Here is a 25,451-nt window from a genome sequence, read left to right as displayed (position 1 = left end):
TAATGCTTATTTATTCCGTTAGCAGACTCTCTTCTTCTGCCATCATCAGCGTGGCTTTCACCGCTGCCTGCCAGCGGGCTTTACGTTTTACTCTTAAGGCATTGTTTACCGCAGGCGTAAATGCAGAATCGCAGGGGTTCATACCTGCAAATGCATGTAAATCTGATTGCCATCCGGCTTGCAGGGCGGCCAGAAATGCGGCTCCCAGCGCGGTGGTCTCCATGATTTCGGGCCGGTTCACCGGAATGTCCAGCGTGTCGGCAAGAAACTGACAGAACCAGTTGTTTTGTACCATGCCACCATCCACGTTTATTGCCGTTGTGCATATGCCGTCACTGTGTATCGCGTCAACCAGATCCTGTGTCTGGTAAGCCACGGATTCCAGCGTAGCGCGAACAATATGAGCATCGGTGGAACCACGGGTTAAACCGTAAATCGCGCCCCGCGCCATCGGCTCCCAGTAAGGTGCGCCCAGGCCGGTAAACGCCGGTACCACCACAACCTGATGGTCATCTTCTACCTGACTGGCAAGTGCTTCTGAGTCTGCCGCATGCTTAAGAATACAGAGACTGTCCCGAAGCCATTGCACCGCAGCGCCAGCCACAAAAATTGACCCTTCCATGGCATAACAGGCTTTACCGTTAATGGTATAGGCCACGGTAGTCAGTAAATTCTGGCCGGAAAATACCGGTGAGTCGCCGGAATTCACCAGCGCGAAACATCCGGTACCGAAGGTTGTTTTTGCTTCACCGGCCTGAAAACATCCCTGGCCAATCAACGCTGCCTGCTGATCGCCTGCCACGCCGTAAACCGGCATTGCACACCCGAACTCGCTTTCATCAAGACAGCCAAAATCACCGGCGCAATCTTTTATTTCGGGAAGCATAGAAACGGGCACACCGAATAAATCCAGTAATTCGTCATCCCAGGTAAGAGTATTGATATTAAAAAGGTTTGTCCGACTGGCGTTGGTAGTATCGGTAAGGTGGTGTTTTCCGCCGGTTAAACGCCAGATAAGGAAGCTGTCTATGGTGCCAAAAGCCAGTTCGCCCTTATCTGCTTTTTGCTGTGCACCCTCCACGTTATCCAGAATCCAGCGGATTTTGGTGGCAGAAAAATAAGGGTCACAGCGAAGGCCAGTGCGCTGATGCAGCCATTCTTCTTTTTCTTTCATTTTATTGCATTGGGATGCTGTGCGCCGGTCCTGCCATACAATGGCCGGATATATCGTTTTTCCGGTCTGTCTGTCCCATACCACGGTGGTTTCCCGCTGATTCACCAGGCCAATACCGGCAACCTGATAGCCTTCCTTATCACTGAAATTCAGTGCTTCTTTCACAGTATTCAGCGTGGTTTGCCAGATATCTTCCGGATTGTGCTCGACCCAGCCCGGTTTCGGATAATGCTGAGGGTATTCTTCTTGCGCCGTGAAGACCGGTGAAAATTGCCCGTCAAACACGATTGTGCGGGTGGATGTGGTGCCCTGATCAATGGTTAAAATGGCGGGGCGTTGCGGATTATCTGCAGGGGCACTCATGCTACTTTCCTCTTGTTATGTCTGACAGGCTTACGCTGAGCCTTTTCTATAACAATAGCTTACGGATGAGAACGGGAAAGCGATTTTTCTTAACATTTGCGCTTCAGATAAATGTCGGTATGGTGAGAGACCGGCAGTTTGTTTTTTGGTCTGCAGCCAGCGTGCATCGCCTCATAATGCCAGTGAATAGATATTCGTTTTTTGTGACATAAAATTATGACGATTTTCATAGCACTGACTTACAAGACGATTATAATGGCGCTCCAAAATATGACGAATAATCCACAACTCGCCTTGTCCAGTATCTGAGACAGGGCGTTTGATTTTTTAAGGTGAAAACAATTGGCTGAGTGGAGCATCGAAGAAGCGGAAAAATTGTACGGCGTCTCACGTTGGGGCGGCGGTTACTTTACCATTGGTGACAACGGTAACGTGCATGTTACTCCTGTCCCCTCTGATCCCAGTATTCGAATTGATTTTAAAGCGGTAATTGACGAAATCCGTGAAGAAGGCGTGCAGTTTCCTGTGGTTGTGCGATTCCACGATGTGCTGCGTTCGCAAGTTGCGAATTTAAACACTATCTTCCGTAATACCATTGCCGAGGCTGAATATAACGGTGAATACCAGGGCGTTTATCCTGTAAAAGTAAACCAGATGCGCGAAGTGGTAGAGGAAATCGTTGATGCCGGCGAACCTTTTAATTACGGCCTGGAAGCCGGCTCAAAAGCTGAGTTGATCACCGTACTGGCACTGAATACTAACGAAGATTCACTGACTGTACTGAATGGCTATAAAGACGAAGAGTTCATGAAACTTGCTCTGCTTGGCCGTAAGCTGGGTCGCCGCATTGTTGTGGTGATTGAGAAGTATTCAGAGCTTACTCTACTGGTTAAAACGGCCAAAGAGTTGAATATCGATCCGATAATCGGCATGCGCTCAAAAATGACCGTTAAAGGCCGTGGCAAATGGGAAAGCTCCGGTGGTGAAAGAGCCAAATTCGGCCTGACCATCGCTGAAATATTAAAAGCAGCCCGCTTCCTGCGGGACGAAGGTATGGAACATTGCTTCAAGCTGCTGCATTTCCATATCGGCAGCCAGTTAACAGACATCCGTTCTGTAAAAGAAGCCATGACCGAAGGCGCACGGATTTATGCTGAACTGCACAAATTAGGATTCCCGCTGGATTATGTTGATGTGGGTGGTGGCTTAGGTATCGACTACGATGGCAGTGCCTCAACCAATGAATCATCCCGTAACTACAACATGCAGGAATACGTTGCAGATGTTGTTTACGGCATGAAGGAAGTGTGCGATCTGGAAGGCGTGCCGCATCCTTATCTGGTGAGCGAAAGTGGCCGGGCGATTACTGCACATCACAGCTGCGTGATCACTGAGATTGTGGGAGAAATCCGTTCAGATATGGCAGAAGTGGATGTGACTCCGGTAGAAGGTGAGCATGTATTTGTCAGCAATATCCGCGAGCTGTCAGAAACCTTCGATGAACAAAAGAACATGCAGGAAGTGTTTAACGATGCTTCCCAGTGGAAAGAGCAGGCAATGGATGCGTTTAAACTGCGCGTACTGACTCTGGACGAACTGGGTAAAATTGAAACCCTATACTGGCGCATTATGACTCGTCTGAAAGCTTACTATTCTAATGCGGAGTACGTGCCGGAGGAAATTCAGGGGCTGGATTACAGCTTGTCTTCCCAGTATCTGGCTAACTTCTCGGTATTCCAGTCGGCGGCAGATACGTGGGCTATCGACCAGCTGTTGCCTGTCGTGCCGGTAACACGCATGGACGAAAAGCCGGAGGTTAACTGTTCGCTGGTGGATATTACCTGTGACAGTGACGGTAAGATTGACCAGTTCACAGCAGGCCGTGAAATTACCGATATTCTGCCTATGCACAAGCTGAAGAAAGACGAGCCTTATTACGTTGGTCTGTTCTTAACCGGTGCGTACCAGGACGTAATGGGTGACATGCACAATCTGTTCGGCCGGCTGAACGAAGTACACATCTTCAGCTACGACGATGATCCGCAAGACTTCTACATTGAGGAAGTGGTGAAAGGATCGTCGGTGCAGGATGTACTGGAAATCATGCAGTACAACCCCCGCGCCATGGCGTCTGATGTGAAACGTATGATTGACCGTCAGATTTCAAGCGGCAACTTAAACCCCCGTGAAGCGGTGAAATGGACTGACTTCTACGAAAATTGTTTAAGTGGTTACACGTACATGAAAACCCGCTCGTAAACAGCGGGGCATTTTAAGTAGATAAAGAAAAGGCAATGTTCCGGTGAACATTGCCTTTTTTGTGAGTGTTGTTTTTTTTGCGGCTTACTGGCCGGCTGCCGGCCTGGTTTCTTCTGTCTGTGCGAGCGCTCTCTTCTCATCAGCCTGTTCAAAGTACCGGTCCCAGAATTCCGCTGTGGTGGAATTAATCATGTTGGACTCGGCGTTCATCAGCATCACATAGCCGGCTTTATATTCCGGTGAGAACGCCACATCAGCGCGGTAACCTTTTACCCAGCCACTGTGGTAGTTCAGGCGTTTGCCGTCAAAATCGTAAATTCGCCAGCCTTTTCCGTACCATGCGCTGTTAAGGTGCTCCCGCCAGCCGCGACGGTAAACTTCACGGGTGGTTTTCACCACCGGCGTGGTAATTTCTTCAATCAGTTCCGGCGGCACAACAGTGGGGAATTCCCCCAGCATAGCCTGCAGATAGATGGTCATGTCTTTAATGCTGGCGTTAACACCTGCTGCCGGTGCGAACCGGTAGTAATTGCTTTCAACCATGCCCTCACGCCACTTATCGCGCGCAATGGCAATGTGCGGTCTGGCCCAGCTTTCTGATGCCATGAGTGCAGCTTTGCCTGCACTGGCCGTTTTCATTCCAAGGGGAATAAACACCTGTTCATCCAACTGACGGTGATAAGACGTATTTTGTATACCGAGATAATAGGCAATCGCTCCGAACATGGCGTTCTGATAGGTATAACAGGCACCCGGAGCACACAACGGGTCGAGAATGGCGAGCTGTTGCAGTACCCGCTCCAGTGAGTAGTCGGCCTCTATTAAATTATCATAGGCGTTGGGCATAAAGCCGCTGGACTGACTGACAATGTGCTGCAGTTGCAGCGTATCCATACCCTGACCGGTGAACGGAATATCCGGTACCAGTTCGCTTACCGGCATGTCCCAGCGTATTTTTCCCTGCTGTACCAGCTTTGCAGTGAGCAGGGCGGTAAAAGACTTGGAGACTGATGCGAGCCGGAATACCGTATCGCCGTCAATCATCTCACCGTTTTTCTTTGTGCGGCCGAACACGTATACCTTGGGCGTTTCTCCTTGCTGATAATACACAAAGGCATAGCCCGGCACGTTGTATTTAATGGCTTCCCGCTTCACATAGCGGGCGTAGTCGTCCAGCCAGGCTTCATTTGCAGCCACGGCGACAACACATGAGCACGCCAGCATCAATGCCATGCATGCGCGGATAACCAATTTTGACAGGCCTGTAGACAAGTAAAACTCCGTCGTTTTATATGACAATTTCGTTCCGTGAAACTGCGCTATTATTTGCGCAGTATTATGCGTACGGGCAAAAATTTTATCAACTTTGACAAAATACCCTGCCACAGTTTGCGCGCTTTGACCCCATGGATTATGTTTAAAAGATAATCCATGCCCTGATGCCCGGTGCCGTGTTTATGCAGTTGAAAACCTTCGCGCTTACCTTAGCCGCTTACCTGCCGTTGATTACCTGCGATGTGCAGGCGAAAAACCTGACCATCGTCGACCCGGCTGGTAAGCCGGTGGTCAATGCCGTAGTCAGTGTGACTTCTGACAGTACTCCTTCAGCCGGCACAGCGATCATGGATCAGGTCGACAAACAGTTCGTGCCTCACGTGCTGGCCGTACCTGCCGGGACGTCTGTTACGTTTCCAAACAGCGACAATATCCGCCACCATGTATACAGCTTTTCACAGGCGAAACCTTTCGAAATTAAGCTGTATAGCGGGTTGTCTGCGGATCCTGTGGAGTTTGATAAACCCGGTATCGTCGCGCTGGGATGCAATATTCATGACCAGATGATTGGGTACGTCTATGTTTATGAAAATGCCCGGGTGTTTATCACTGGAAACGATGGCAGTGTTGTGATCCCTGACGGCGCTCAGTCCGTCACGTTATGGCACCCGGAACTGGATATTGTGCAAAGCCGGCAGGAAACGGTCGGTCTGGATGAGTCTGCCGGAAGTGAAACTGTTACCCTGACACTTAAAGCTGCCATCCCAACTGAGCCTGTGAAAAAGTCACGCACTTTCGGTAGTAAGAAGTTCGGAAACTGATGATGAGATCGTTGTCTCTGCGGCACAGCCTGTTTCGCATTCTGCTTGGCAGCACCGTGCTGACCGCAGGGTTAATTCTGCTATCCGTCTGGAATGCCACTGACGACCTGGTTCAGCAGAATCTGGAAAAAGAACTCGCCATCGACACTAACATTTTGCAGCACATTGTTGAGGAACGCACCAAAGCCCTTTACGCATCGACCAAAGCATTATCCACGGCCTATGAATTCAGAGCCGCATTTGCCAGTTACGATCCGCCCACCATCAACAGTGCCCTGCAGACTATGGATGCCAGACAGGACTTTGATTTTCTGGTGATGCTGAATCTTCAGGATGAAACAATTACTTCCTTTCCGGACGATATTCTGGTGTCAGGTGACCGCTCCTTTGGCGAACGCTACCGCAATATAGATCCGGGTGAAATAACCCGTGATTATGTGTTTATGAATGACACCTTGTACCACGCCGTGGTAGCGCCGGTGGCGGCACCCAGAGTTATCGGATATCTGGGGGCGGCGTTTGCACTTGACGACAATTTCCTCGCCCTGTTAAGTGAAGTGGTGCAGGCTGAAGTGATCATTACGTCCGGTGACAACAGTGCCCGTGTGCTGAACAGCAGCCTTCCCCATGATTTTGCGGCAAGGCTTATTGTGCGCAGCGACCGGGAAATTAACTGGTTCCGGATCATGGCGCAGGATGAAAGCCTGTATGAAGTCAGAGAACTGGAATTGCCGGGAATTGACCATATCCCGGTCAAAATTCGTATCGCGCTGGATGTCAGTGAGCAGTACCTGAGTGTGCTGGATCTGCAAACGGTGGTGATTATTATTGCTCTGGGCATTATTGTGTTGTCGCTGGCTATTTCGATGGTTTTAGCCAAGCGGGTCAGCACGCCGGTAAACCAGCTGGTGACTGCTGTCAATGAGATAGCAGAGGGCCATTATCAGGAGCCGGTCAAGTCGGACGACAGAGTATCAGAAATCGGCGAACTGGCCCGTGCATTTAACACCATGCAAGCCCGTATCCGTTCACGGGAAGATCACATTCTGTTTCAGGCTCAGCACGACATGTTGTCCGGGCTCTATAACCGGCATTTTGTTGAAGAAAAGCTCAATCTGCGCCTGGATGCCGGCGAAACGCTGCAAATCCTTGGTATCAATATTATGGGGATCCGTACCATCAACGATTTGTATGGTTATACCACCGGAGACTTCTGCATAAAAACCATGGCGCAGAGAACCCTGTCATGGCCCGGCATGGCGGCCAGACTCGCTGGCGGTGATTTTCTCTTTGTCCCCGATGTGCCGCTGGATGAAACTGCTATCGATGCCTTTCGTCAGCAACTGGAAGCGCCGGTGGAGTTCGACGGTCTGGTGATCCCCATGAAAGTCTTCTTTGCTCATTTAAGTTGCCCGTCAGACGGAGATACCACCGAAGAGGTCTTCAGGAAAATTAATATCCTGTCGGATGAAAGCAAGCAACATGATCACTGGCTCATTGCATTTAAAGAGGAAATGCAAACCAAGTATCTGCGCCGGCTCACTATCATCACCGAACTGAAAAAGGTGCTTACCGGCGACCAGACAGAGCTGTCCATGGTTTATCAACCCAAAGTCCATTTACAAACGAACCGGGTGTGCAGCGTGGAAGCACTCATCCGCTGGAACAGTGCAAGTTTGGGATTTGTGCCCCCGGATGAATTTATCGGCATCGCCGAACAGGCCGGTCTGATTGAGCAGGTGACCACCTGGGTACTGGACCGCACTTTAGACGACCTTGCGGGATTCCGGCAGCAGGGCTATGTTTTTTCTGTGGCGATTAATTTATCCACTCAGGATATTCAGCGCCCTGAGTTGATGCAGAGTCTGGCTGAAAAGATTGCCGCTAAAGGGCTTACTCCTTCTGATGTGGAACTGGAAATTACGGAAAGTGATTTAGTGGAAGATGCGGCGCTGGCAATCAGGAATCTGAATACACTTAAAGCCATGGGCTTTCATTTTGCTATTGATGATTTCGGCACCGGATATTCGTCACTGGCTTATTTAAAAACCTTACCGGTGCAGACCATCAAAATTGATAAGAGCTTCGTGCTCAAATTGGCCAGCGACGACAGCGATCAGCAAATTGTGCGTACCGTGCTGAATCTGGCAGCGGTGTTTCATCTTTGTGTGGTGGCAGAAGGGGTAGAGGATGAACGTTCACTGCAAATTTTAAAAGACGGTGGCTGTGACATTGCACAGGGCTACTTCATCAGCCGGCCACTGACTGTACCCGCCATGTACGAATGGCTGGGTTCCACGCACTACGGTATACAACGAACGGAGACAACATGACATTGCTGCAACGGGTTTGTGTTTTGTTATTGAGTGTGTCACTGCCGGCGCTGGCCGGTTCCGGCAAACTCACCGGTACTGCCGGTCTGAATCAGGTTGAAGGCAGCGGCGGGGGCGGTATTGTGCCCTGGGCCACCTTGTCCGGCTACGACACCGACAGCGAAGTGTCAGTCAATGCCTTTCTCACCCGCGTGAATCTGGACGATTACCGTTTACAGGTTGCCGGCGCCAGTGTGTCACTGTATGACCGCGTTGAGTTATCTGTTGCCAGACAAACCTTCGACCTGACCACCATCGGCGGAGATATTTCGCAGAATATCTACGGTGCAAAAGTCAGGCTGTGGGGAGACGTGGTGTATTCTGATTTACCGCAAATCAGTGCCGGTGTGCAGTTCAAAGAATTGCAGGATGATGCTATTGCCTACGCCCTCGGCAGTGCTGACAACAGTGGTACCGACTTCTATGTGTCGGCAACGAAAGTGCACCTCGGCGCTGTGGCAGGTTATAACCTGGTGTGGAATCTCACCGCCAGAATGACAAATGCGAACCAGATGGGGTTGCTGGGCTTCGGTCACACAGCGGATGACGACTATGAAGTGATGATGGAAGGTTCGGTTGGGGTTCTGCTTAACCGCCATGTTGCTGTGGGGGCCGAATACCGGCAGAAACCGGATAACCTGGGATTGGGAGAAGAAGACTGGTGGGACGTATTCGTTACCTATATTCCTTCTAAATCTTTCAATGTCACCCTGGCGTGGGCTGAACTTGGCAGTATCGCCGGCGCACCGGATCAGAATGGCATTTACTTATCTCTCGGAGGCCAGTTATGGTGAAGTTGCTAACCGGTATTTTTACCCTGCTGCTTTTAAACGGGTGCGCCAGTCACAATCAGACACTGTATTCAGAGCTTGGCGGAAAACAGAAAGTTGAGGAGATTGTAAATAACTTCGTGACAGAGATTGAGTATGACCCCGTTATCCTTCCTTATTTTGAAGGCAGTGATATTGACCGCTTCCGCGCCAAACTGGAGGAGCAGATTTGTATGGTCAGCGGCGGTGGTTGCAGTTACACCGGTGACACCATGGAGCAGGTTCATGCCGGTATGAACATTACCGAAACCCATTTCAATCACACCGTCGATTTGCTGATTAACGCCATGGACAAATCCGGCGTCCCTCACCCCCTGCAAAACCGTCTGCTGGCTGAACTGGCAAAGATGCGTGGTCAGATGCTGTATCGCTGAGTTGTAAACCCGGCGCCACACCGTTTTTCAGTGAGTGCCGGTTTCGTCGCACCCGGATGATGAAAATACTATACACTGCCTGCTATTGAAGATAATGGCAGGAACACCGGCTTTGACCGCCACACCAATACAACCCGAAGATACTGAACGTTTCCGTCAGGCCCGCCTGTCACGGGACAGCCGCTTTGACGGCCAGTTTTTTGTGGCGGTGAAATCCACCGGTATTTTCTGCCGCCCGGTATGTCCCGCGCGGCTGCCTAAAGAAGAAAATGTGGATTACTATTACCACGCCGCACAGGCAATGCACGCCGGATTCCGCCCCTGTTTACGCTGCCGCCCCGACAGTGCGCCGTTATCGGGTGCATGGAATGGTGTGAATACGACCGTAAAACGTGCAGAAACCCTGCTGAGTGCCATTCCCCCGCAACCGGTAACGACAATTGCTGAACGGCTGGGTATTTCAGAACGTTACCTGCGCAAACTCATCAGTTCACGGCTTGGCATGCCACCGGCACAGTGGCAGAAATATCAGCAACTACTGTTCGCTAAACGGCTGTTACAGCAGTCTGATATGTCTGTGGAGTCTGTTGCCGCTGCCGCCGGTTTTGGTTCTGCCAGACGCTTGCAGGCTGCTATGAAACAAACCTGGTCTATGTCACCCGGCCAGATACGGGGAAGCAAAGCGTCAGGCCCGGATGTCACGCCGGTAATCAAGGTTATGTTGTATTACCGTCCGCCTTACAACTGGGAGCATGTTCAGCATTTTCTTTCTGGCCGTGCCATAGCCGGTACGGAATCGGTGACTGATAATACTTACCGGCGAGTATTCAGCGGCCCTCATGGTAAAGGAACTGTGGTGGCAGAGCATCAGCCGCAGCACTCTGCCTTTGCTGTTACGCTGGTCACTGATTTTCTGCAGGGAGCCAGAGCCGTTCTGGATAATCTCAGCCGTGTACTGGATTTACATGCCGATCCTCACCTGATTAATCAGGCGCTGACAGCGGCCGGGATCCCGCCAGGCGACATTGTGCAGGGATTACGCCTGCCCGGCGTATGGAGTGAGTTCGAAGCCGGTTGCCGTGCAGTTCTGGGGCAGCAGGTATCAGTTAAAGCGGCAGTCAACAACGTGGCGCTACTGGTGAACGAGCTTGGAGAGGCTGCCGGAGAAGGCAGTGCTTTTCCTTTACCGCAAGCGGTAGCCGGTAGTGATCTTGCTTTTTTGCGGATGCCCGGTGCCAGAAAGCAGGCGCTGCGAAACCTGGCCGGCTTTTACGCTCAGGATGACCGTTTAACCGGCGCTCAGGGTGACAAGGAAAGTACCTTGCTGACATTGAAAGGGATTGGTCCCTGGACCATTGACTATTTGATGATGCGGGGCGTGAGTGATCCCGACCGGTATCTGAGCGGTGATCTGATTGTCCGTAAGGTGGCAGACAAGCTCAATCCCGAACCGCAAAAAGCCGCACCCTGGCGCAGTTACCTGACGTTACAACTTTGGCACATGGCAGATCAGCTAAAACAGGAAAAACCGGATGCATAATGAAACCCGCATGTATAACGAAACAACAAACAGCCCTTGCGGACTGGTAGAGGTTACAGCCAGCGAAAAGGGGATTACCGCTATCCGCTTTACAGAGTCTGACGACATCGCAGAAACACCGTCTGCAATGACATCGCAGGCTTGTGCCCAGTTACAGGAATACTTTGCCGGCAAACGGACAACCTTTGAATTACCCCTTGCCGCAGCCGGTACCGCCTTTCAGCAACAGGTCTGGCAAGCTTTACTCACCATCCCCTATGGCAAAACCTGCAGCTACGGAGATATTGCCAGAGCAATTGGAAATCCCAAGGGTGTGAGAGCTGTGGGGCTGGCCAATGGCAAAAACCCGCTGGCCATCGTTGTGCCCTGCCATCGTGTGATAGGTGCTAACGGTAAACTTACCGGCTATGCCGGCGGACTGAACAGAAAACAACAACTATTAGCTTTAGAAGGAGCGCTGTAACGCATGTCAGCCAGAGGTACGTTCGCCCTGGTAATACTGGGGGCGATTTGGGGTGGTTCATTTATCTTTATGCGGGTGGCTGCACCTGAGTTTGGTGTATTTGCGCTGGTGGAAGTCAGAACCGTCATGGCAACGCTGATCATGTTACCGTTTTTGCTGGCCGCAGGAGGATGGCGGGATATCCGGGCTCACGGCTGGAAAATTGCTTTTATCGGTTTAACCAATACGGCAATACCCTTCGTGCTGTTCAACTATAGCAGCCTGTATCTGGAAGCCGGAATCAATGCCATTTTGAATGCCACAGCGCCCATGTTCGGTGCTCTGGTGGCACTGCTGTGGCTGGGAGATAAATTGCGCCTGTCTTCTCTGGCCGGACTGCTCACCGGATTTACCGGCGTGGTGGTATTGAGCGCACATAAAACCGGCAGCGGTGACGTAAGTATTGTGCCAATTCTGGCCGCCTGTTCCGCTACTGCCTGCTATGGTGTGGCAGCCTGCGCCATGAAAAAATGGTTAAGCGGTGTGCGTCCCCTGGTCGTTGCTACCGGCAGTCAGATATGGGCATCCCTCTTCCTGCTTCCGTTTTCCCTGGCAACTCTGCCCGAAGCCATGCCATCTGCCATTGCCTGGGTGAATGCGCTGGCACTGGCAGCAGGCGGTACCGGCATCGCGTACCTGCTGTATTTCCATCTCATCGCCAGTGCCGGTCCGGCCAAAGCCATATCTGTCGGCTATCTGGTCCCTTTATTCGGCATCATCTGGGGAATATTATTCCTCAACGAAACCCTGTCCCTGCAAACCATGACAGGTGGTGTGCTTATACTCTTCGGGGTGGCGTTGACTACCGGCGTTTTGGCGCGATTAAGGAAAGCCGGGTGATACTTTCTGTCACGTAGCTAACGGATGCGCATCTTTACTCTGAACCTGCATGTGTAAAATAAATGTTTTGACTTCGTTATATACTTTCGCCTAATGTAAATTGTAATACAATATTATTGTATTTCCGGTAAATCAGTTTACATAGCCGGATGTTATGGATTTTCTCTTGAAGGCTCGGTGACGCAGTGCTTTAGACATTAATTCTGTTGTTGAGTCATGGAACGATATTTTCAACCAGGACAGAAACGTCATGCATTCAAAATTTTCTAAACGGAGACATGCAGTAAAAAGAATTTTTCCTCTGTCGTGTTTATCTGTTGCACTTGGTCTAGCTTCATTTCAGGTTTATTCGCAATCCGTGAATGACATTGAAGTAGAGGTGATTGAGGTCAGCGGTATTCGCGGGAGCTTGCAACGATCTGTATCGCTGAAGCGCAATGCTAACCAGATTGTAGATGCGATTTCTTCGGAAGATATTGGTCAGTTTCCTGATACCAATCTTGCCGAATCCCTACAACGCATTTCAGGGGTCGCTATCGACAGAAGTGGTGGTGAAGGTCAGTCGATCACAGTCAGAGGTTTCGGGCCGGAATTCAATACAGTTTTGCTGAATGATCGCAGACTGGCTTCTGATACCGGTGCAAGGTCCTTTAATTTTGATGTGCTGCCCGCAGAGTTGGTTTCCGGAGTCGAAGTTTATAAGTCTCAACCTGTTCATCTGGACGAAGGGGGAATTGGCTCAACGGTAGTAATGCGAACACCCCGCCCGCTTTCATACGATGGCTTTAAAGCTGTTACGTCGGTAAAAGCCCAGTATGAGGAATTATCCGGTAAAACGAGCCCGCAATTTTTTGGCATGGTCAGTGATACTTTTCTCGATGACACGTTTGGCGTACTTTTTTCACTTACCCATCAACAGAGAAAAAATAGCATTAACCGGATTTTGACTGATGGCTATCTCGTTCTCAATCGCGATGATATGACCAATATTGCCAGTGACTTAGCATCTCAAGGGTATTCAGCGGATGAAGAGTTTTTCTTTCCCCAGAACCTTAACATCAGTCCTATACAGGAGAAGCGGGAACGTACGACGTTCAGTACAACCTTTCAATATCGCCCTTCTGACGATCTTGAATTTACACTGGACGGTATGTACAGCGATTTCGAAGTGCGGTCTGAAACAAGTAATGTGGGGGTGTATTTCACGCCAACATTAATCTCTGATGCTACATTCGATGAAAATAATGTGGCAACAAGTGTTACAGAGAATCGTAATGCGGACACCACAGAAGCAACCTTACACCGACCTACTAATCTTTATGCGTTAGGGTTTAATGCCTCATGGTGGGCGCACGAAAATTTGAATATTGAGTTCGACACATCATGGTCTAAGGCGGACTCAGGCGGAGCTGAGAATACGGACGTGGTTGTTGCGGGTATTGGCATCCTGGACGAAAATTTTAGTACCGTGTCCTACGATGAAAATGGCTACCCCACTGTTAGCGGTATCACGGATGCACAGTTAACTGACCCCAGTCTTGCAAGGGCTCACTTCACGCTCAGAGGTACAGGGGGCGGGGTTTTTGGTGGTGGTCAGGACTTCGAAGATGAAATATTCCAGCAGCGTATCGACGCAAAGTGGACGCCAGATTTTGAGCACCTGATTGAAGTGTCATTCGGTGCACAATACTCCAGACAAGATCAGTCACTGACCGTAAGACTCTCTCAGGATAACGTGCTTTGTGCTTATTGTGGTTTTCTGGTTGATGTGCCTGACTCTTTGCTTTCGGTCACAAGTATAGACAGTGATTTTTTAAGTGGCGTAGGTAACTTACCTTCCAGTTGGGCATCGTTCGATATTGATGAAATGATTGACTACCTGGAGTCTGACGAAGCCATGGCGGCCAGAGATGAGGCGTACGGTTTAGCGCCAGGTACAACCGCAAGTCTATTTGCTGAGAGTAATGGTTTTGCACTGGGAGTACGCCCCACGTCCTCGAAAGTGGAGGAGGAAATCATGTCAGCTTATACGAATCTGGCATTTGAAGGTGAATGGGGAGGATTGCCCTGGGTTTGGAATGCCGGTGCGAGGTATGTGCATACAGAAACTACAGCTATCGGCGTTTCTCAACTACTGGAGGATTTAGTATTTGCCGCAGCAGATCTCTATACGCCAGTACTTTCCGGCGAAGAGGAAGTTTCTCAAACTAACAAGTACAACTACTTTTTGCCAAGTACTAATCTCAGGCTGAATTTTACTGACGAACTGGTTGGCCGGGTTGCTTATTCAAAAACACTGACAAGACCTCCTCTTGGCTCACTGTCGCCAAGAACGGTAATTGGCTCAACACGGCCCGGAAACTTATCAGCCTCCAGTGGTAACCCGGATTTGAAGCCATTTGTAGCGGATAACTTTGACCTTTCTTTAGAGTGGTATTTCAGCGAAAGTGGATACCTCACTGCTGGCTATTTTAAAAAGGACGTTCAGAACTTTTTAGTGAGTACTGTCGAGAACAGGCCTTTCTCCATCGTTGATTCGCAGAATCTGTTTGAAGGCGATCCCGTCTTTGAGGTGAGTCTTGTGGATAACCTTGAAGAGGCGAGTGTAGATGGCCTCGAGCTGGGCGCGCAATATACCTTCGATACCTTGCCAGGCTTCTGGAGTGGCTTCGGTGTTACTGCGAATGCGACCCTCGTTGACAGTAATGCCGAGTTGGACGTCAATGACACAACGCAGACATTTGCCCTTGTTGGTCTGGGTGACACCTATAACTTTATTCTTTTCTACGATAAAGGACCTTATCAGGCACGGGTTGCCTGGAATCGTCGCGATCGCTTTCTACAATCTGCCCGGGGCTTCGGGGGAGAACCCACTTATGTCGCTGAGTATGACCAGGTAGATATCAGATTAAGCTACAACCTGACCGAAGATATGCAGATATTTCTCGAAGGGATAAATGTAACAGATGAAATGACGCGAAAAGAAGGCCGTTATTCCAATCAGATTTTATTACTCGAAGAAACTGGTCCCCGATACACGATGGGTATAACAGCATCTTTCTAGTCAACAGCAATTTTAAAGTTTTCAGGGGCGCAAGCCCCTTTGCCATTCTTGAGGAATATAATGAACAAACATTACGCAGGGATATTACTGACATGTTTTTCGGTAAATGCGCTGGCTGCGCTGCCGGTCACGTTGAAAAGTCCCGATGGCCGGATATCGGTTACGGTAGACAGTAAAGATAACAAGCCTGTTTATTCTGTTTCTTATCAGGGGAAGCCTTTTCTTGAGACATCAGAACTGGGATTGAAAACCTCACTGGGAGATATCTCAAAGGGTCTGACTTATCTTAGTCATGAAACCGCGAAGTATGATGAGCAATATACGATGCACAATGCAAAAGTAAGTGATGTGCATTATGTGGCAAATGGCATGACGGTGCGGTTTACTGCTCAGCATGATCTCGCGCTGGATGTGGAATACCGTGTATCAAATCGCGATGTAGCTTTCAGGTATCGTTTATCCGGGCCGGAAGATGTCACACGGGTGAAAGTATTAAGCGAAGCCACTACGTTCAATTTGCCTGATGATGCCACCACGTTTATTACGCCGCAGGCATTGCCGGAAACTGGCTGGATGCAAACCAAGCCAAGTTATGAAGAACCTTACACCTTCGATGAACCTGTTGGCACACCCTCTGCCAACGGCGTGGGGTTTACCTTTCCTGCTTTGTTTAAAAACGCAGATAAAGGTTGGATATTAATATCAGAAACTGGCGTTGATAGCCGGTATGTGGGCGCTAAACTGGGTGAAGGTAACAAGCAGGGTGTGTATCCCCTTGCCTTTCCTCAGGAGGGTGAAAACGCTGGTATCGGCGGGACTTATGCCGCGATGGCAATGCCGGCCCAAACGCCCTGGAGAACGATTACCCTGGGTGACACCCTGGCCCCTATTGTCGAGACCACCGCGTCCTTTGATTTAGTCGCGCCTTACTACGAGCCGTCGGTGTCATATGAAATGGGCAGAGCAACGTGGAGCTGGATAGTCTGGCAGGACGACAGCATCAACTATGACGATCAGTTAGCCTTTATCGACCTTGCCTCGTCACTTCAGTTTGAATACGTACTCATTGATAACTGGTGGGATCAGCGTATCGGACGGGACCGTATGGAAAGTCTGGTGAAGTATGCAGCAAAGAAAAACGTGGGTGTTCTGCTGTGGTACAACTCCAATGGCTGGTGGAATGATGCACCCCAAACACCGCAAAACAGAATGAACACAGCGCCTGTCCGCAGAGAGGAAATGCAATGGCTGCAATCCATCGGCGTAAAAGGGTTGAAGGTTGATTTCTTTGGTGGTGACAAGCAGGAAACCATCAAGCTGTACGAGGATATCATTACTGATGCGAATGATTACGGGCTGACCATTACGGTGCATGGCAGTACGTTGCCCCGTGGTTGGGAGCGGATGTATCCGAACTTCGTGACATCGGAAGCGGTACTGGCATCGGAAAACCTGGTGTTCCATCAAACCTCACTGGATCAACACGCCTACAATGCCACCATTTTGCCATTTACCCGGAATCCGGTCGCGGCGATGGATTTTGCACCTGTGTTCTTTAATAAGCGTCTCTCCAGAGATCAACGAAACGGCACGATACGTTCAACCACCGATGCTTTTGAACTGGCAACGGGTGTTCTGTATTTCTCTCCGGTTCAGCATTTCGGGGTCACGCCCGATAACCTTGAGGAACAACCTGACTTTGTCATTGATGCGTTAAAAAGCATGCCTTCAGTGTGGGATGAGACAAAGTTTGTCTCCGGTGAACCCGGTAAACATGCAGTCCTGGCCAGACGCCATAAAGATAATTGGTATGTCGCTGTTGTAAATGGAGAGCCGGAAGCGAAAAAGCTGGAAGTTTCACTACCTATGCTTAAAGGAAAGCCGGTGCAGGTTATTTACGATAAACCTGACAACCGTGCAGGGCTGCGTAAAACAGAGATCCCCGCCTCCGCAAAAATCAGTCTGGAGTTGAATGCAGAAGGCGGTGCGCTAATCATTTATCAGCACTGAATAAAGAGGCTTAACAGATGCGCTGTTAAGTCTTTTTACGCTTTTTAAAGGTTGTATTTACGCATTAACTTTGTCATATTAATTATAATATAATAGTAACAAAGTGAAGAGAAATATGACCTTTACCGGTACCCCTTCAGCCAATGCCATTCGTGCACTGACTGTAGACGCAGTTCAAAAAGCAAAATCAGGACACCCCGGCGCGCCTATGGGCATGGCAGACATTGCCACTGTGCTCTGGCAGCAATTTTACAATCATAACCCTGCCAATCCTGAATGGGCGAACCGTGACCGGTTTGTATTATCGAATGGCCATGGTTCCATGCTGCAATACGCGTTATTGCACTTAAGCGGCTACGATTTGCCTATGGAAGAGCTGAAGCAATTCCGTCAGTTGCATTCAAAAACACCGGGTCACCCGGAATTCGGCTATACGCCGGGCGTGGAAACAACAACGGGTCCGTTAGGAGCCGGTATTGCTAATGCCGTAGGCATGGCAATCGCTGAGAAGACCCTTGCTGCGCAATTTAACAAGCCTGAATATGACCTTGTGAGTCATTATACCTATTGCTTCCTGGGTGACGGCTGTCTGATGGAAGGGATTTCTCACGAGGCCTGCTCGCTGGCAGGTACATTAGCGCTCGGGAAGCTCATTGCATTTTACGACGATAACGGCATTTCCATTGATGGTCATGTGGAAGGCTGGTTTACCGATGATACGGTGAAGCGTTTTGAAGCCTATGGCTGGCATGTTATTGCTAATGTTGATGGTCATGATGCCGCCGCTATCAGCGCGGCCATCGAACAGGCTCAAAGCGAAACTACAAAGCCGACGCTTATATGCTGTAAAACCGTGATTGGTTTCGGCTCGCCTAACAAGTCTGGCAGCCATGATTGTCACGGCGCCCCTTTAGGAGATGACGAAATAGCGCAAATGCGGGCTTTCCTGAAGTGGGAACACGCACTGTTTGAAATCCCTGATCCGGTTTATCAGGAGTGGGACGCAAAAGCCTTGGGCGCTCAAAAAGAAGAGGCGTGGCAATCATTGTTTGCCCGTTACTGTGAAGCGTACCCTGAGGAAGGGAAAGAGTTTACACGTCGTGTCATCGAAAAATCTCTGCCTGCTGATTTTGATAAGCATGCTGATGAGTTTGTGATGTCATGCCAGGAAGCATCGGAAGGAATTGCTACACGTAAAGCGTCACAAAATGCTATAGGCTTTTTCGCCGGGCAATTACCGGAGTTACTTGGTGGTTCAGCCGATCTGGCGGGTTCGAATTTAACCTTATGGCCCGATGCAAAAGGCTTGCAGGATGATCCTGCCGGTAACTACATCTATTATGGTGTGCGGGAATTCGGCATGAGTGCAATTATGAATGGTATTGCACTGCATGGCGGTTTCGTGCCTTACGGTGCGACGTTCCTGATGTTTATGGAGTATGCGCGAAACGCCGTACGCATGGCGTCATTGATGAATGCAAAAGACATCTTTGTGTACACCCACGATTCTATCGGCCAGGGAGAAGATGGTCCGACTCACCAGCCTGTTGAACAGATGGCAAACTTACGGATGACACCGAACTTGTCTACCTGGCGTCCGTGTGATGCCACAGAGACCGCTGAAGCATGGCGTCAGGCATTGAAAAAGAACGGCCCTTCTGCGCTTGTGTTCTCCCGTCAGGGCACTACAGCTATGCCACGGAACGAAGCGCAAATTGGTGACATCGCCAAAGGCGGTTATGTTCTGAAAGATGCTGCCGATCCTCAAATTATACTGATCGCCACAGGTTCTGAAGTGGGTGTCACTATGGAAGCGGCCGCAGCATTAGAAAGTGAAGGTCTGTCAGCACGCGTGGTGTCTATGCCGTCCACATCGTACTTTGATGCACAGGATAAAGCTTACCGTGAAGCTGTATTACCGGCGTCTGTACCTAAACTGGCTGTGGAAGCTGCTCATGCAGATTACTGGTACAAATATGTGGGGCACACAGGAGATGTAGTTGGTATGACTACCTTTGGTGAGTCTGCACCAGGTGGTGTGTTGTTAAAGCACTTCGGCTTTACTGCTGAAAATATCGCTGAGAAAGCGAAAGCGTTACTAGTTTAAATTATTTCTATCCGGTAAAGCGTCTTCAGGGAAACCTGAGGGCGCTTTTTTTACATAAAAAAAGCCCTTAAAAAAGGGCTAAAGGTTGGGTTCTGCATGTCTGCAGAAAGGGTAACTACTTCTAATTTGCGAGGTGACTGAGCAAAGACTCAAGTTCTTCCTGGTCCAGGGCGAACTGACGAATACCTTCACTTAGTTTTTCACTTGCCATTCTGTCTTCATTCATTTGCCAGCGAAAATCGTGTTCTGTCAGCGCCTTGTCTTGAGGCACTACATTTGTAGCAGGCGATAGTTGACGTACAAGAGGCGTGTCTACGCCGGCCAGCTCGTCAAGAAGGGCGGGACTTATTGTCAGTCTGTCGCAACCGGCGAGAGCGGTGATTTCATCAATGTTTCTGAAGCTGGCACCCATAACAATAGTGCTGAATCCATGGCTTTTAAAATAGTCGTAAATGGCTTTTACAGACTTCACACCGGGATCTCTTTCTTTTTCAAAATCACCTTCAGGATGATTTGCTTTGTACCAGTCAAGAATACGCCCGACGAAAGGTGAAATTAAATAGGAGGAAGCTTCAGCACAAGCTCTGGCCTGAGCGAAACTGAACACAAGAGTAAGATTGCAATGAATGCCTTGTGATTCCAGAATCCGTGCAGCCTGAATGCCTTCCCAGGTGGCTGCAATTTTTATCAGTATGCGGGATGTATCTACGCCCTGTTCTTCATACAGGCTAATGAGTGTTTTCGCTTTTTCAACAGTTTCCATGGTGTTGAAAGACAAGCGTGCATCTACCTCTGTCGATACCAGGCCCGGTACCTGAGATAACAGCTTTTCGCCTATCAGAACAGCCAGTTTATCGGCTGCGATTTTAACCATATCACCAGTCGTATTCTGTTGCTTTGCCCATTCAATGGCTTCTAATCCCAGAGAACGGTATTTTTCCAGCTTCATGGCTTTGAGTAACAGAGACGGGTTGGTTGTCGCATCCTGAGGCTGATATTTCTTCAGCGCCTCAAAATCTCCGGTATCGGCAACTACTGTTGTCATCGTTTTAAGTTGTTCTAACTGACTTGTCATGACCTTCCTTAACATATTAAATGATAAATGAATCTGAAATTTCTGCCCTTCGCTCCCGTAATTCCTCTTTTTGTACGAAATTTAGCCTTTATAAGCAGGTGAGAGCTAAACCGGCCTGTTAATATTATTTTTATATTACCTTTACAACCCGACATTGTTGATATTATCATACAAATAAATGCAATGACTATCGTTGTTAACAATCATTGAAAGGTAATTATGTCTCGCTATACGTTGGGACTGGATTACGGCTCTGACTCGGTTCGCGCATTACTTGTTGATGTGACAACCGGCGCCGAATTAGCCAGTCATCTAATCAATTATCCACGTTGGGCTGAAGGGCGTTATTGCGAACCCTCCAGAGACCAATATCGTCAGCATCCTCAGGACTACATCGATAGTCTGATCGCGGTTGTACGCGGTTTATGGGAACAGGTGCCTGCCGGTACAGCTGACAAAGTCATTGGCATGAGTTTCGACACGACAGGCTCAACGCCCGTTGCGATAAATGAGCAGGGCGTGCCTCTGGCACTGACTGACTCATTCAAAGAAAACCCGAATGCCATGTTCGTGCTGTGGAAAGACCACACAGCAATCAAGGAAGCCAAAGAAATTACTGAGGCAGCGAACAATAACGATGTGAACTATTTGTCTCACATGGGTGGCATTTATTCGTCGGAGTGGTACTGGGCGAAAGCACTGCATATTTTCAGACAAGATCTGGCCGTGAAAGAAGCAACTTACGCATGGGTTGAACATTGCGACTGGATGACGGCTTTAATGTGCGGCACAACGCATCCCGACAAGCTAACGCTGGGACGCTGTGCAACCGGTCATAAGATGATGTGGAACGAAGCGTGGGATGGTTTTCCGCCGAATGCATTTTTTACCGGTATCGATCCGTTGCTGGATGGCATGGTGAACAATATCAACCCCGCTACCCGAGTCAGCGACCAGGTGGCCGGACAGCTGACTGCAGAATGGGCAGATAAGCTAGGCCTGCCGGGCGGTATTGCTGTGGGCTATGGCGCATTTGACTGCCACATGGGGGCGGTTGCAGCCAATGTGCGGCAGGGCGTTCTGACCAAAGTCATGGGAACGTCTACGTGCGATATCACGGTGACATCAAAAGCACACCTGGGCGACACCTGTGTAAAAGGCATTTGCGGTCAGGTAGATGGCTCAGTGATTCCGGACATGATTGGCCTGGAAGCCGGTCAGTCTGCTTTCGGTGATCTTTATGCATGGTTTAAAAACGTCGTGCTCTGGCCAACACGACAGTTGCTCTCTGAGCTGACTGACTCCGGACAGATTGATCTGGTTAAACGTATTGAAGACAGTGCGCTGATACGTCTTTCTTCGGCTGCTGCACAACTGCCAGTGAAAGCCACAGACGTGACTGCATTAGATTGGGTGAATGGTCGCCGTACTCCCGATGCAGATCAAAGCGTGTCTATGGCCATTACCGGTATCAAGATGGGTACCGACGCTCCGCAATTATTCAAAGCGCTGGTAGAAGCCACAGCATTCGGCGCGCGCGCCATCACCGAACGTTTCCGCAACGAGGGTGTGCCCATTGAATCCGTTGTTGTTATCGGCGGTATCTCGAAAAAATCAGACTACGTAATGCAAACCTGTGCAGACGTTTGGAATTGCCCGATTGACGTGCTGGAAAGTGAGCAAAGCTGTGCCCTTGGCGCTGCCATTATGGCTGCTGTTGCCGCTGGTGCTTACGAAACAGTGGAAGCTGCGCAGGTGGTGATGGCGTCACCTGTGTGCAAACAGTACTTACCCAATCCGGAGCGTGCAGGAATTTACGATGAACTGTACCGGAAATATCAAACCCTGGGTGCCTATGTAGACGGAGGAAATCCATGAGTTACAAGGAACTGAAACGTGAAGTGTTTGAAGCCAATATGGAGCTTCAACGCCGTAATCTTGTGATTTATACATTCGGTAATGTGTCACAAATCGACCGCGATAAAGGGGTTGTAGCAATTAAACCCAGCGGTGTGGCTTATGAAGATATGAAGCCTGAAGACATCGTTGTGGTTGATTTGGAAAACAACATTGTTGAGGGCACGATGCGGCCTTCATCTGACACCAAAACCCATACGCATTTATACCGTGCTTTTGACAGCATTGGTGGTGTTACTCATACCCACAGCACCTATGCCACTGCGTGGGCTCAGGCTAAACAGAGCATTCCGTGCCTGGGTACTACCCACGCTGATTATGTATATGGCGATATTACCTGCACCCGTGAACTCACGGATGAGCAGGTAAACGGTGACTACGAAGAAGAAACCGGCGTGCAGATTACCGATGCCTATGCAGACAGAGATCCCGCTGAAGCACCCATGGTGATTGTCGCTGGTCACGCCCCCTTTACTTGGGGAAAAAGTGCTGCTCAGTCGGTGTATCACGCCGCATTACTCGAAGAGATTGCCAGAATGGCTTATTTAACGCGCACGCTGGATCAAAATGCAGCGCCGTTAAAACGGGCGGTTATGGACAAACATTATTTACGCAAACACGGCAAAAATGCCTATTACGGCCAAAGCTGATAAGCACCGTGACGATAGAGAGGATTTAAAAATGACGACGAAGACGAAAGAAGTTTGGTTTGTCACAGGTTCTCAGGACCTGTATGGCCCGAAAGTACTGGAAAATGTTGCAGCAAACAGCCAGGCCATTGTTGCCGGTTTGAATGAGAGCGGCAAGCTGCCTGTTAAAATGGTATTCAAACCAACCGTAAAATCACCGGATGAAATTCACGCGGTGTGCCAGCAGGCAAATGCGAGTGCTGACTGTGTTGGTTTGGTTTTGTGGATGCATACGTTTTCTCCGGCCAAAATGTGGATCGCCGGTTTAAGTGAATTAAGAAAGCCGTGGTTGCACTTACACACCCAGTTTAATGCCGCCCTGCCATGGGACGACATTAATATGAACTACATGAATACGCACCAGAGTGCACACGGTGACCGCGAATTTGGCTTCATCGGCACCCGCATGCGCAAAGACCGTAAGGTGGTAGTTGGACACTGGCAGCGCCCGGAAGTACAGGATCAGATTGATGACTGGTGTCGTGCGGCGCTGGGCTGGGCTGAAAGTAAGAGTCTTAAAGTTGCCCGCTTCGGTGACAACATGCGTCAGGTTGCGGTAACTGAGGGCGATAAAGTAGCGGCACAGATTCAGTTTGGCTATGAAGTGCACGCTCACGGATTAGGTGAGTTGTCTGATGTTGTTAACGCTGTATCTGATGCAGATATTGCCTCACAGTTAGATTTATATCATCAGGACTACGTAATTTCCGACGCCACGTGGAAAGAAAGCTATAACGTTGACATGCTGAAAAACGAAGCCCGCCTGGAATTAGGTATGCAGCGTTTTCTGGATGGCGGTAACTACAAAGCCTTTACTAACTGCTTTGAAAACTTGTCCGGTTTAACCGGCTTGCCGGGACTGGCGACACAGCGTTTGATGGCTAACGGATATGGCTATGGTGGCGAAGGTGACTGGAAAACCTCTGCGATGGTTCGCATTATGAAGGTAATGGGACAAGGCCGTGAAGGTGGTTGCTCGTTCATGGAAGACTATACCTATAATTTTGGTGCAAAAGATCAGGCCTTAGGTGCACATATGCTGGAGGTTTGTCCGTCAATCGCTGCAGCGAAGCCCCGCCTGGAAGTCCATCGCCACACTATTGGTGTTAAATGTGACGTTGGCCGCTTGTTATTTGAAGCAAAACAAGGGCCGGCGATCAACGTATCTCCGATTGATATGGGTAACAGGTTCCGCATTCTGATTAATGAAGTGGATACGGTTAAACAACCTGCAGAAACGCCTCACTTGCCAGTTGCTTCAGCACTGTGGGAGCCCAAACCTAACCTGTCAGTAGCTGCAGCTGCATGGATCCATGCAGGTGGTGCGCACCATACAGCCTATAGCCAGGCTGTGACGACAGACATGATCATTGATTATGCAGAAATGGCTGGTGTAGAGACTGTGGTCATCGACGCTGACACAACAATTCGCTCGTTTAAGTCTGAATTACGCTCAAATGCTGCATACTACATGCTTAAACAAGGCATTTAAGTAAAAGCTCCAAGGCGGCGATACTGCATTATATACCGTGCCCTGGTATGATGCTGGTGGAGCCGTCTCCCTTATCGAAACTGACGCCCTGTGCGTCAGTTTCTTTTTCCTGTGTCCGGGTCTGACAGCGTACTAACTGAGGATTTGAAATGGTGGATTTAAGTGCCTACGAAGGCATCGTGTTTGATATGGATGGCACACTAATCGATTCTATGGGTGCTCACATGGAAGCCTGGCGACTGACCTGTGAAGAGTTTGGTATTCCTTTCGATTTACAATACATGCACGGGTTGGGCGGTGTGCCGACGCGTAAAACGGTAGAGATCCTGAATGAAAAACACGGGCTTACACACAGTCCTGATACAGTTGCTTTGCACAAACGTAACGTGTGGGAAGCTATGGATTTAATGCCGGAACTCATTGCAGAAACGGTCGATATCTTTCACCACTACCTGCCGGATATGAAGGTCGGCATTGGCACCGGCTCAGAGAGAAATCACGCGTTGCATCTGTTAGACCATCATGGTCTGTTAGATAAATTAGACGCACTGGTTACAGCAACAGACGTGACACATGGTAAGCCGCACCCGGAGACGTTTTTGAAAGTCGCTGAGTTAATGGGTGTTGCGCCTGAGAAGTGCGTTGTTTTTGAAGACACTGAGATTGGTCTGGAAGCCGCTCAACGGGCGGGAATGGACTGTATCCTGGTCAAAGACGGCAAAGTCCGGATTTAACATTTTTTAAACG

At 49.5% G+C, this 25,451-nt stretch carries 18 protein-coding genes; 15 read left to right on the top strand and 3 right to left on the bottom strand.

Annotation, left to right across the window (positions count from 1 at the left end; all coding sequences use genetic code 11):
* Positions 1–10: 10 nt before the first annotated feature.
* Positions 11–1,537: a glycerol kinase GlpK gene (gene glpK / locus J3369_RS20615; protein ID WP_349590536.1), complete on the bottom strand. Its 1,527-nt coding sequence runs from the start codon at positions 1,535–1,537 to the stop codon at positions 11–13.
* 342 nt (positions 1,538–1,879) lie between these two features.
* Here glpK and speA point away from each other — a divergent pair, with 342 nt between their 5' ends.
* A complete protein-coding gene (speA, locus tag J3369_RS20610; protein WP_349590534.1) occupies positions 1,880–3,796 on the top strand; it encodes a biosynthetic arginine decarboxylase in 1,917 nt (638 codons plus the stop codon).
* A gap of 84 nt (positions 3,797–3,880) precedes the next feature.
* Here speA and J3369_RS20605 read toward each other — a convergent pair whose 3' ends face one another.
* Complete coding sequence (locus tag J3369_RS20605; RefSeq protein WP_349591102.1) at positions 3,881–5,029, bottom strand: serine hydrolase domain-containing protein; 1,149 nt, start codon at positions 5,027–5,029, stop codon at positions 3,881–3,883.
* 224 nt (positions 5,030–5,253) lie between these two features.
* On the opposite strand from J3369_RS20605, the gene J3369_RS20600 reads away from it, so the two are divergent.
* The 10 genes from J3369_RS20600 (at position 5,254) to tkt (ending at position 19,531) form a co-directional block, all read left to right on the top strand.
* On the top strand, positions 5,254–5,892 hold the full coding sequence (locus J3369_RS20600; RefSeq protein WP_349590532.1) for a methylamine utilization protein: 639 nt from the start codon (positions 5,254–5,256) through the stop codon (positions 5,890–5,892).
* Entirely contained in the window at positions 5,892–8,225 is a 2,334-nt protein-coding gene (locus J3369_RS20595) for a putative bifunctional diguanylate cyclase/phosphodiesterase (protein ID WP_349590530.1), read from the top strand. The genes J3369_RS20600 and J3369_RS20595 overlap by 1 nt, the downstream gene beginning before the upstream one ends.
* Positions 8,222–9,058, top strand: coding sequence for a DUF3034 family protein (locus tag J3369_RS20590; RefSeq protein ID WP_303572351.1), 837 nt, complete (start codon positions 8,222–8,224; stop codon positions 9,056–9,058). The genes J3369_RS20595 and J3369_RS20590 overlap by 4 nt, the downstream gene beginning before the upstream one ends.
* Positions 9,052–9,468: a group I truncated hemoglobin gene (locus J3369_RS20585; protein WP_349590528.1), complete on the top strand. Its 417-nt coding sequence runs from the start codon at positions 9,052–9,054 to the stop codon at positions 9,466–9,468. The genes J3369_RS20590 and J3369_RS20585 overlap by 7 nt, the downstream gene beginning before the upstream one ends.
* 112 nt (positions 9,469–9,580) lie before the next feature.
* On the top strand, positions 9,581–11,008 hold the full coding sequence (locus J3369_RS20580) for an Ada metal-binding domain-containing protein (RefSeq protein WP_349590526.1): 1,428 nt from the start codon (positions 9,581–9,583) through the stop codon (positions 11,006–11,008).
* A complete protein-coding gene (locus J3369_RS20575) occupies positions 11,001–11,471 on the top strand; it encodes a methylated-DNA--[protein]-cysteine S-methyltransferase (RefSeq protein WP_349590523.1) in 471 nt (156 codons plus the stop codon). Before J3369_RS20580 ends, J3369_RS20575 begins: the two co-directional genes overlap by 8 nt.
* A 3-nt stretch (positions 11,472–11,474) precedes the next feature.
* A complete protein-coding gene (locus J3369_RS20570; RefSeq protein WP_349590520.1) occupies positions 11,475–12,350 on the top strand; it encodes a DMT family transporter in 876 nt (291 codons plus the stop codon).
* Positions 12,351–12,708: 358 nt separating this feature from the next.
* Positions 12,709–15,414 (top strand): TonB-dependent receptor, encoded by a 2,706-nt coding sequence (locus J3369_RS20565; RefSeq protein WP_349590517.1) that lies wholly within the window; start codon positions 12,709–12,711, stop codon positions 15,412–15,414.
* A 60-nt stretch (positions 15,415–15,474) separates the two neighbouring features.
* Positions 15,475–17,424: a glycoside hydrolase family 97 protein gene (locus J3369_RS20560; RefSeq protein ID WP_349590514.1), complete on the top strand. Its 1,950-nt coding sequence runs from the start codon at positions 15,475–15,477 to the stop codon at positions 17,422–17,424.
* A 115-nt stretch (positions 17,425–17,539) separates the two neighbouring features.
* A complete protein-coding gene (tkt, locus tag J3369_RS20555; RefSeq protein ID WP_349590512.1) occupies positions 17,540–19,531 on the top strand; it encodes a transketolase in 1,992 nt (663 codons plus the stop codon).
* 121 nt (positions 19,532–19,652) lie between these two features.
* Here tkt and tal read toward each other — a convergent pair whose 3' ends face one another.
* The gene (tal, locus tag J3369_RS20550) at positions 19,653–20,606 is read right to left on the bottom strand and encodes a transaldolase (protein WP_349590509.1); all 954 of its coding nucleotides are present in this window, start codon (positions 20,604–20,606) and stop codon (positions 19,653–19,655) included.
* A gap of 219 nt (positions 20,607–20,825) precedes the next feature.
* Here tal and J3369_RS20545 point away from each other — a divergent pair, with 219 nt between their 5' ends.
* The 4 genes from J3369_RS20545 (at position 20,826) to J3369_RS20530 (ending at position 25,438) form a co-directional block, all read left to right on the top strand.
* Positions 20,826–22,484, top strand: a complete 1,659-nt coding sequence (locus tag J3369_RS20545; RefSeq protein ID WP_349590506.1) for a ribulokinase — start codon at positions 20,826–20,828, stop codon at positions 22,482–22,484.
* Positions 22,481–23,173: an L-ribulose-5-phosphate 4-epimerase gene (locus J3369_RS20540; protein ID WP_119503033.1), complete on the top strand. Its 693-nt coding sequence runs from the start codon at positions 22,481–22,483 to the stop codon at positions 23,171–23,173. Before J3369_RS20545 ends, J3369_RS20540 begins: the two co-directional genes overlap by 4 nt.
* Positions 23,174–23,204: 31 nt before the next feature.
* Entirely contained in the window at positions 23,205–24,704 is a 1,500-nt protein-coding gene (gene araA, locus J3369_RS20535; protein WP_349590503.1) for an L-arabinose isomerase, read from the top strand.
* A 149-nt stretch (positions 24,705–24,853) separates the two neighbouring features.
* Positions 24,854–25,438, top strand: a complete 585-nt coding sequence (locus J3369_RS20530) for a beta-phosphoglucomutase family hydrolase (protein ID WP_349590500.1) — start codon at positions 24,854–24,856, stop codon at positions 25,436–25,438.
* Positions 25,439–25,451: the final 13 nt, after the last annotated feature.

Source organism: Alteromonas sp. NFXS44, assembly GCF_040148705.1.
Lineage (GTDB): Bacteria > Pseudomonadota > Gammaproteobacteria > Enterobacterales > Alteromonadaceae > Alteromonas.
The sequence above is the reverse complement of the archived record's forward strand: the minus strand, read 5'-3'. Positions and strand labels throughout refer to the sequence as shown.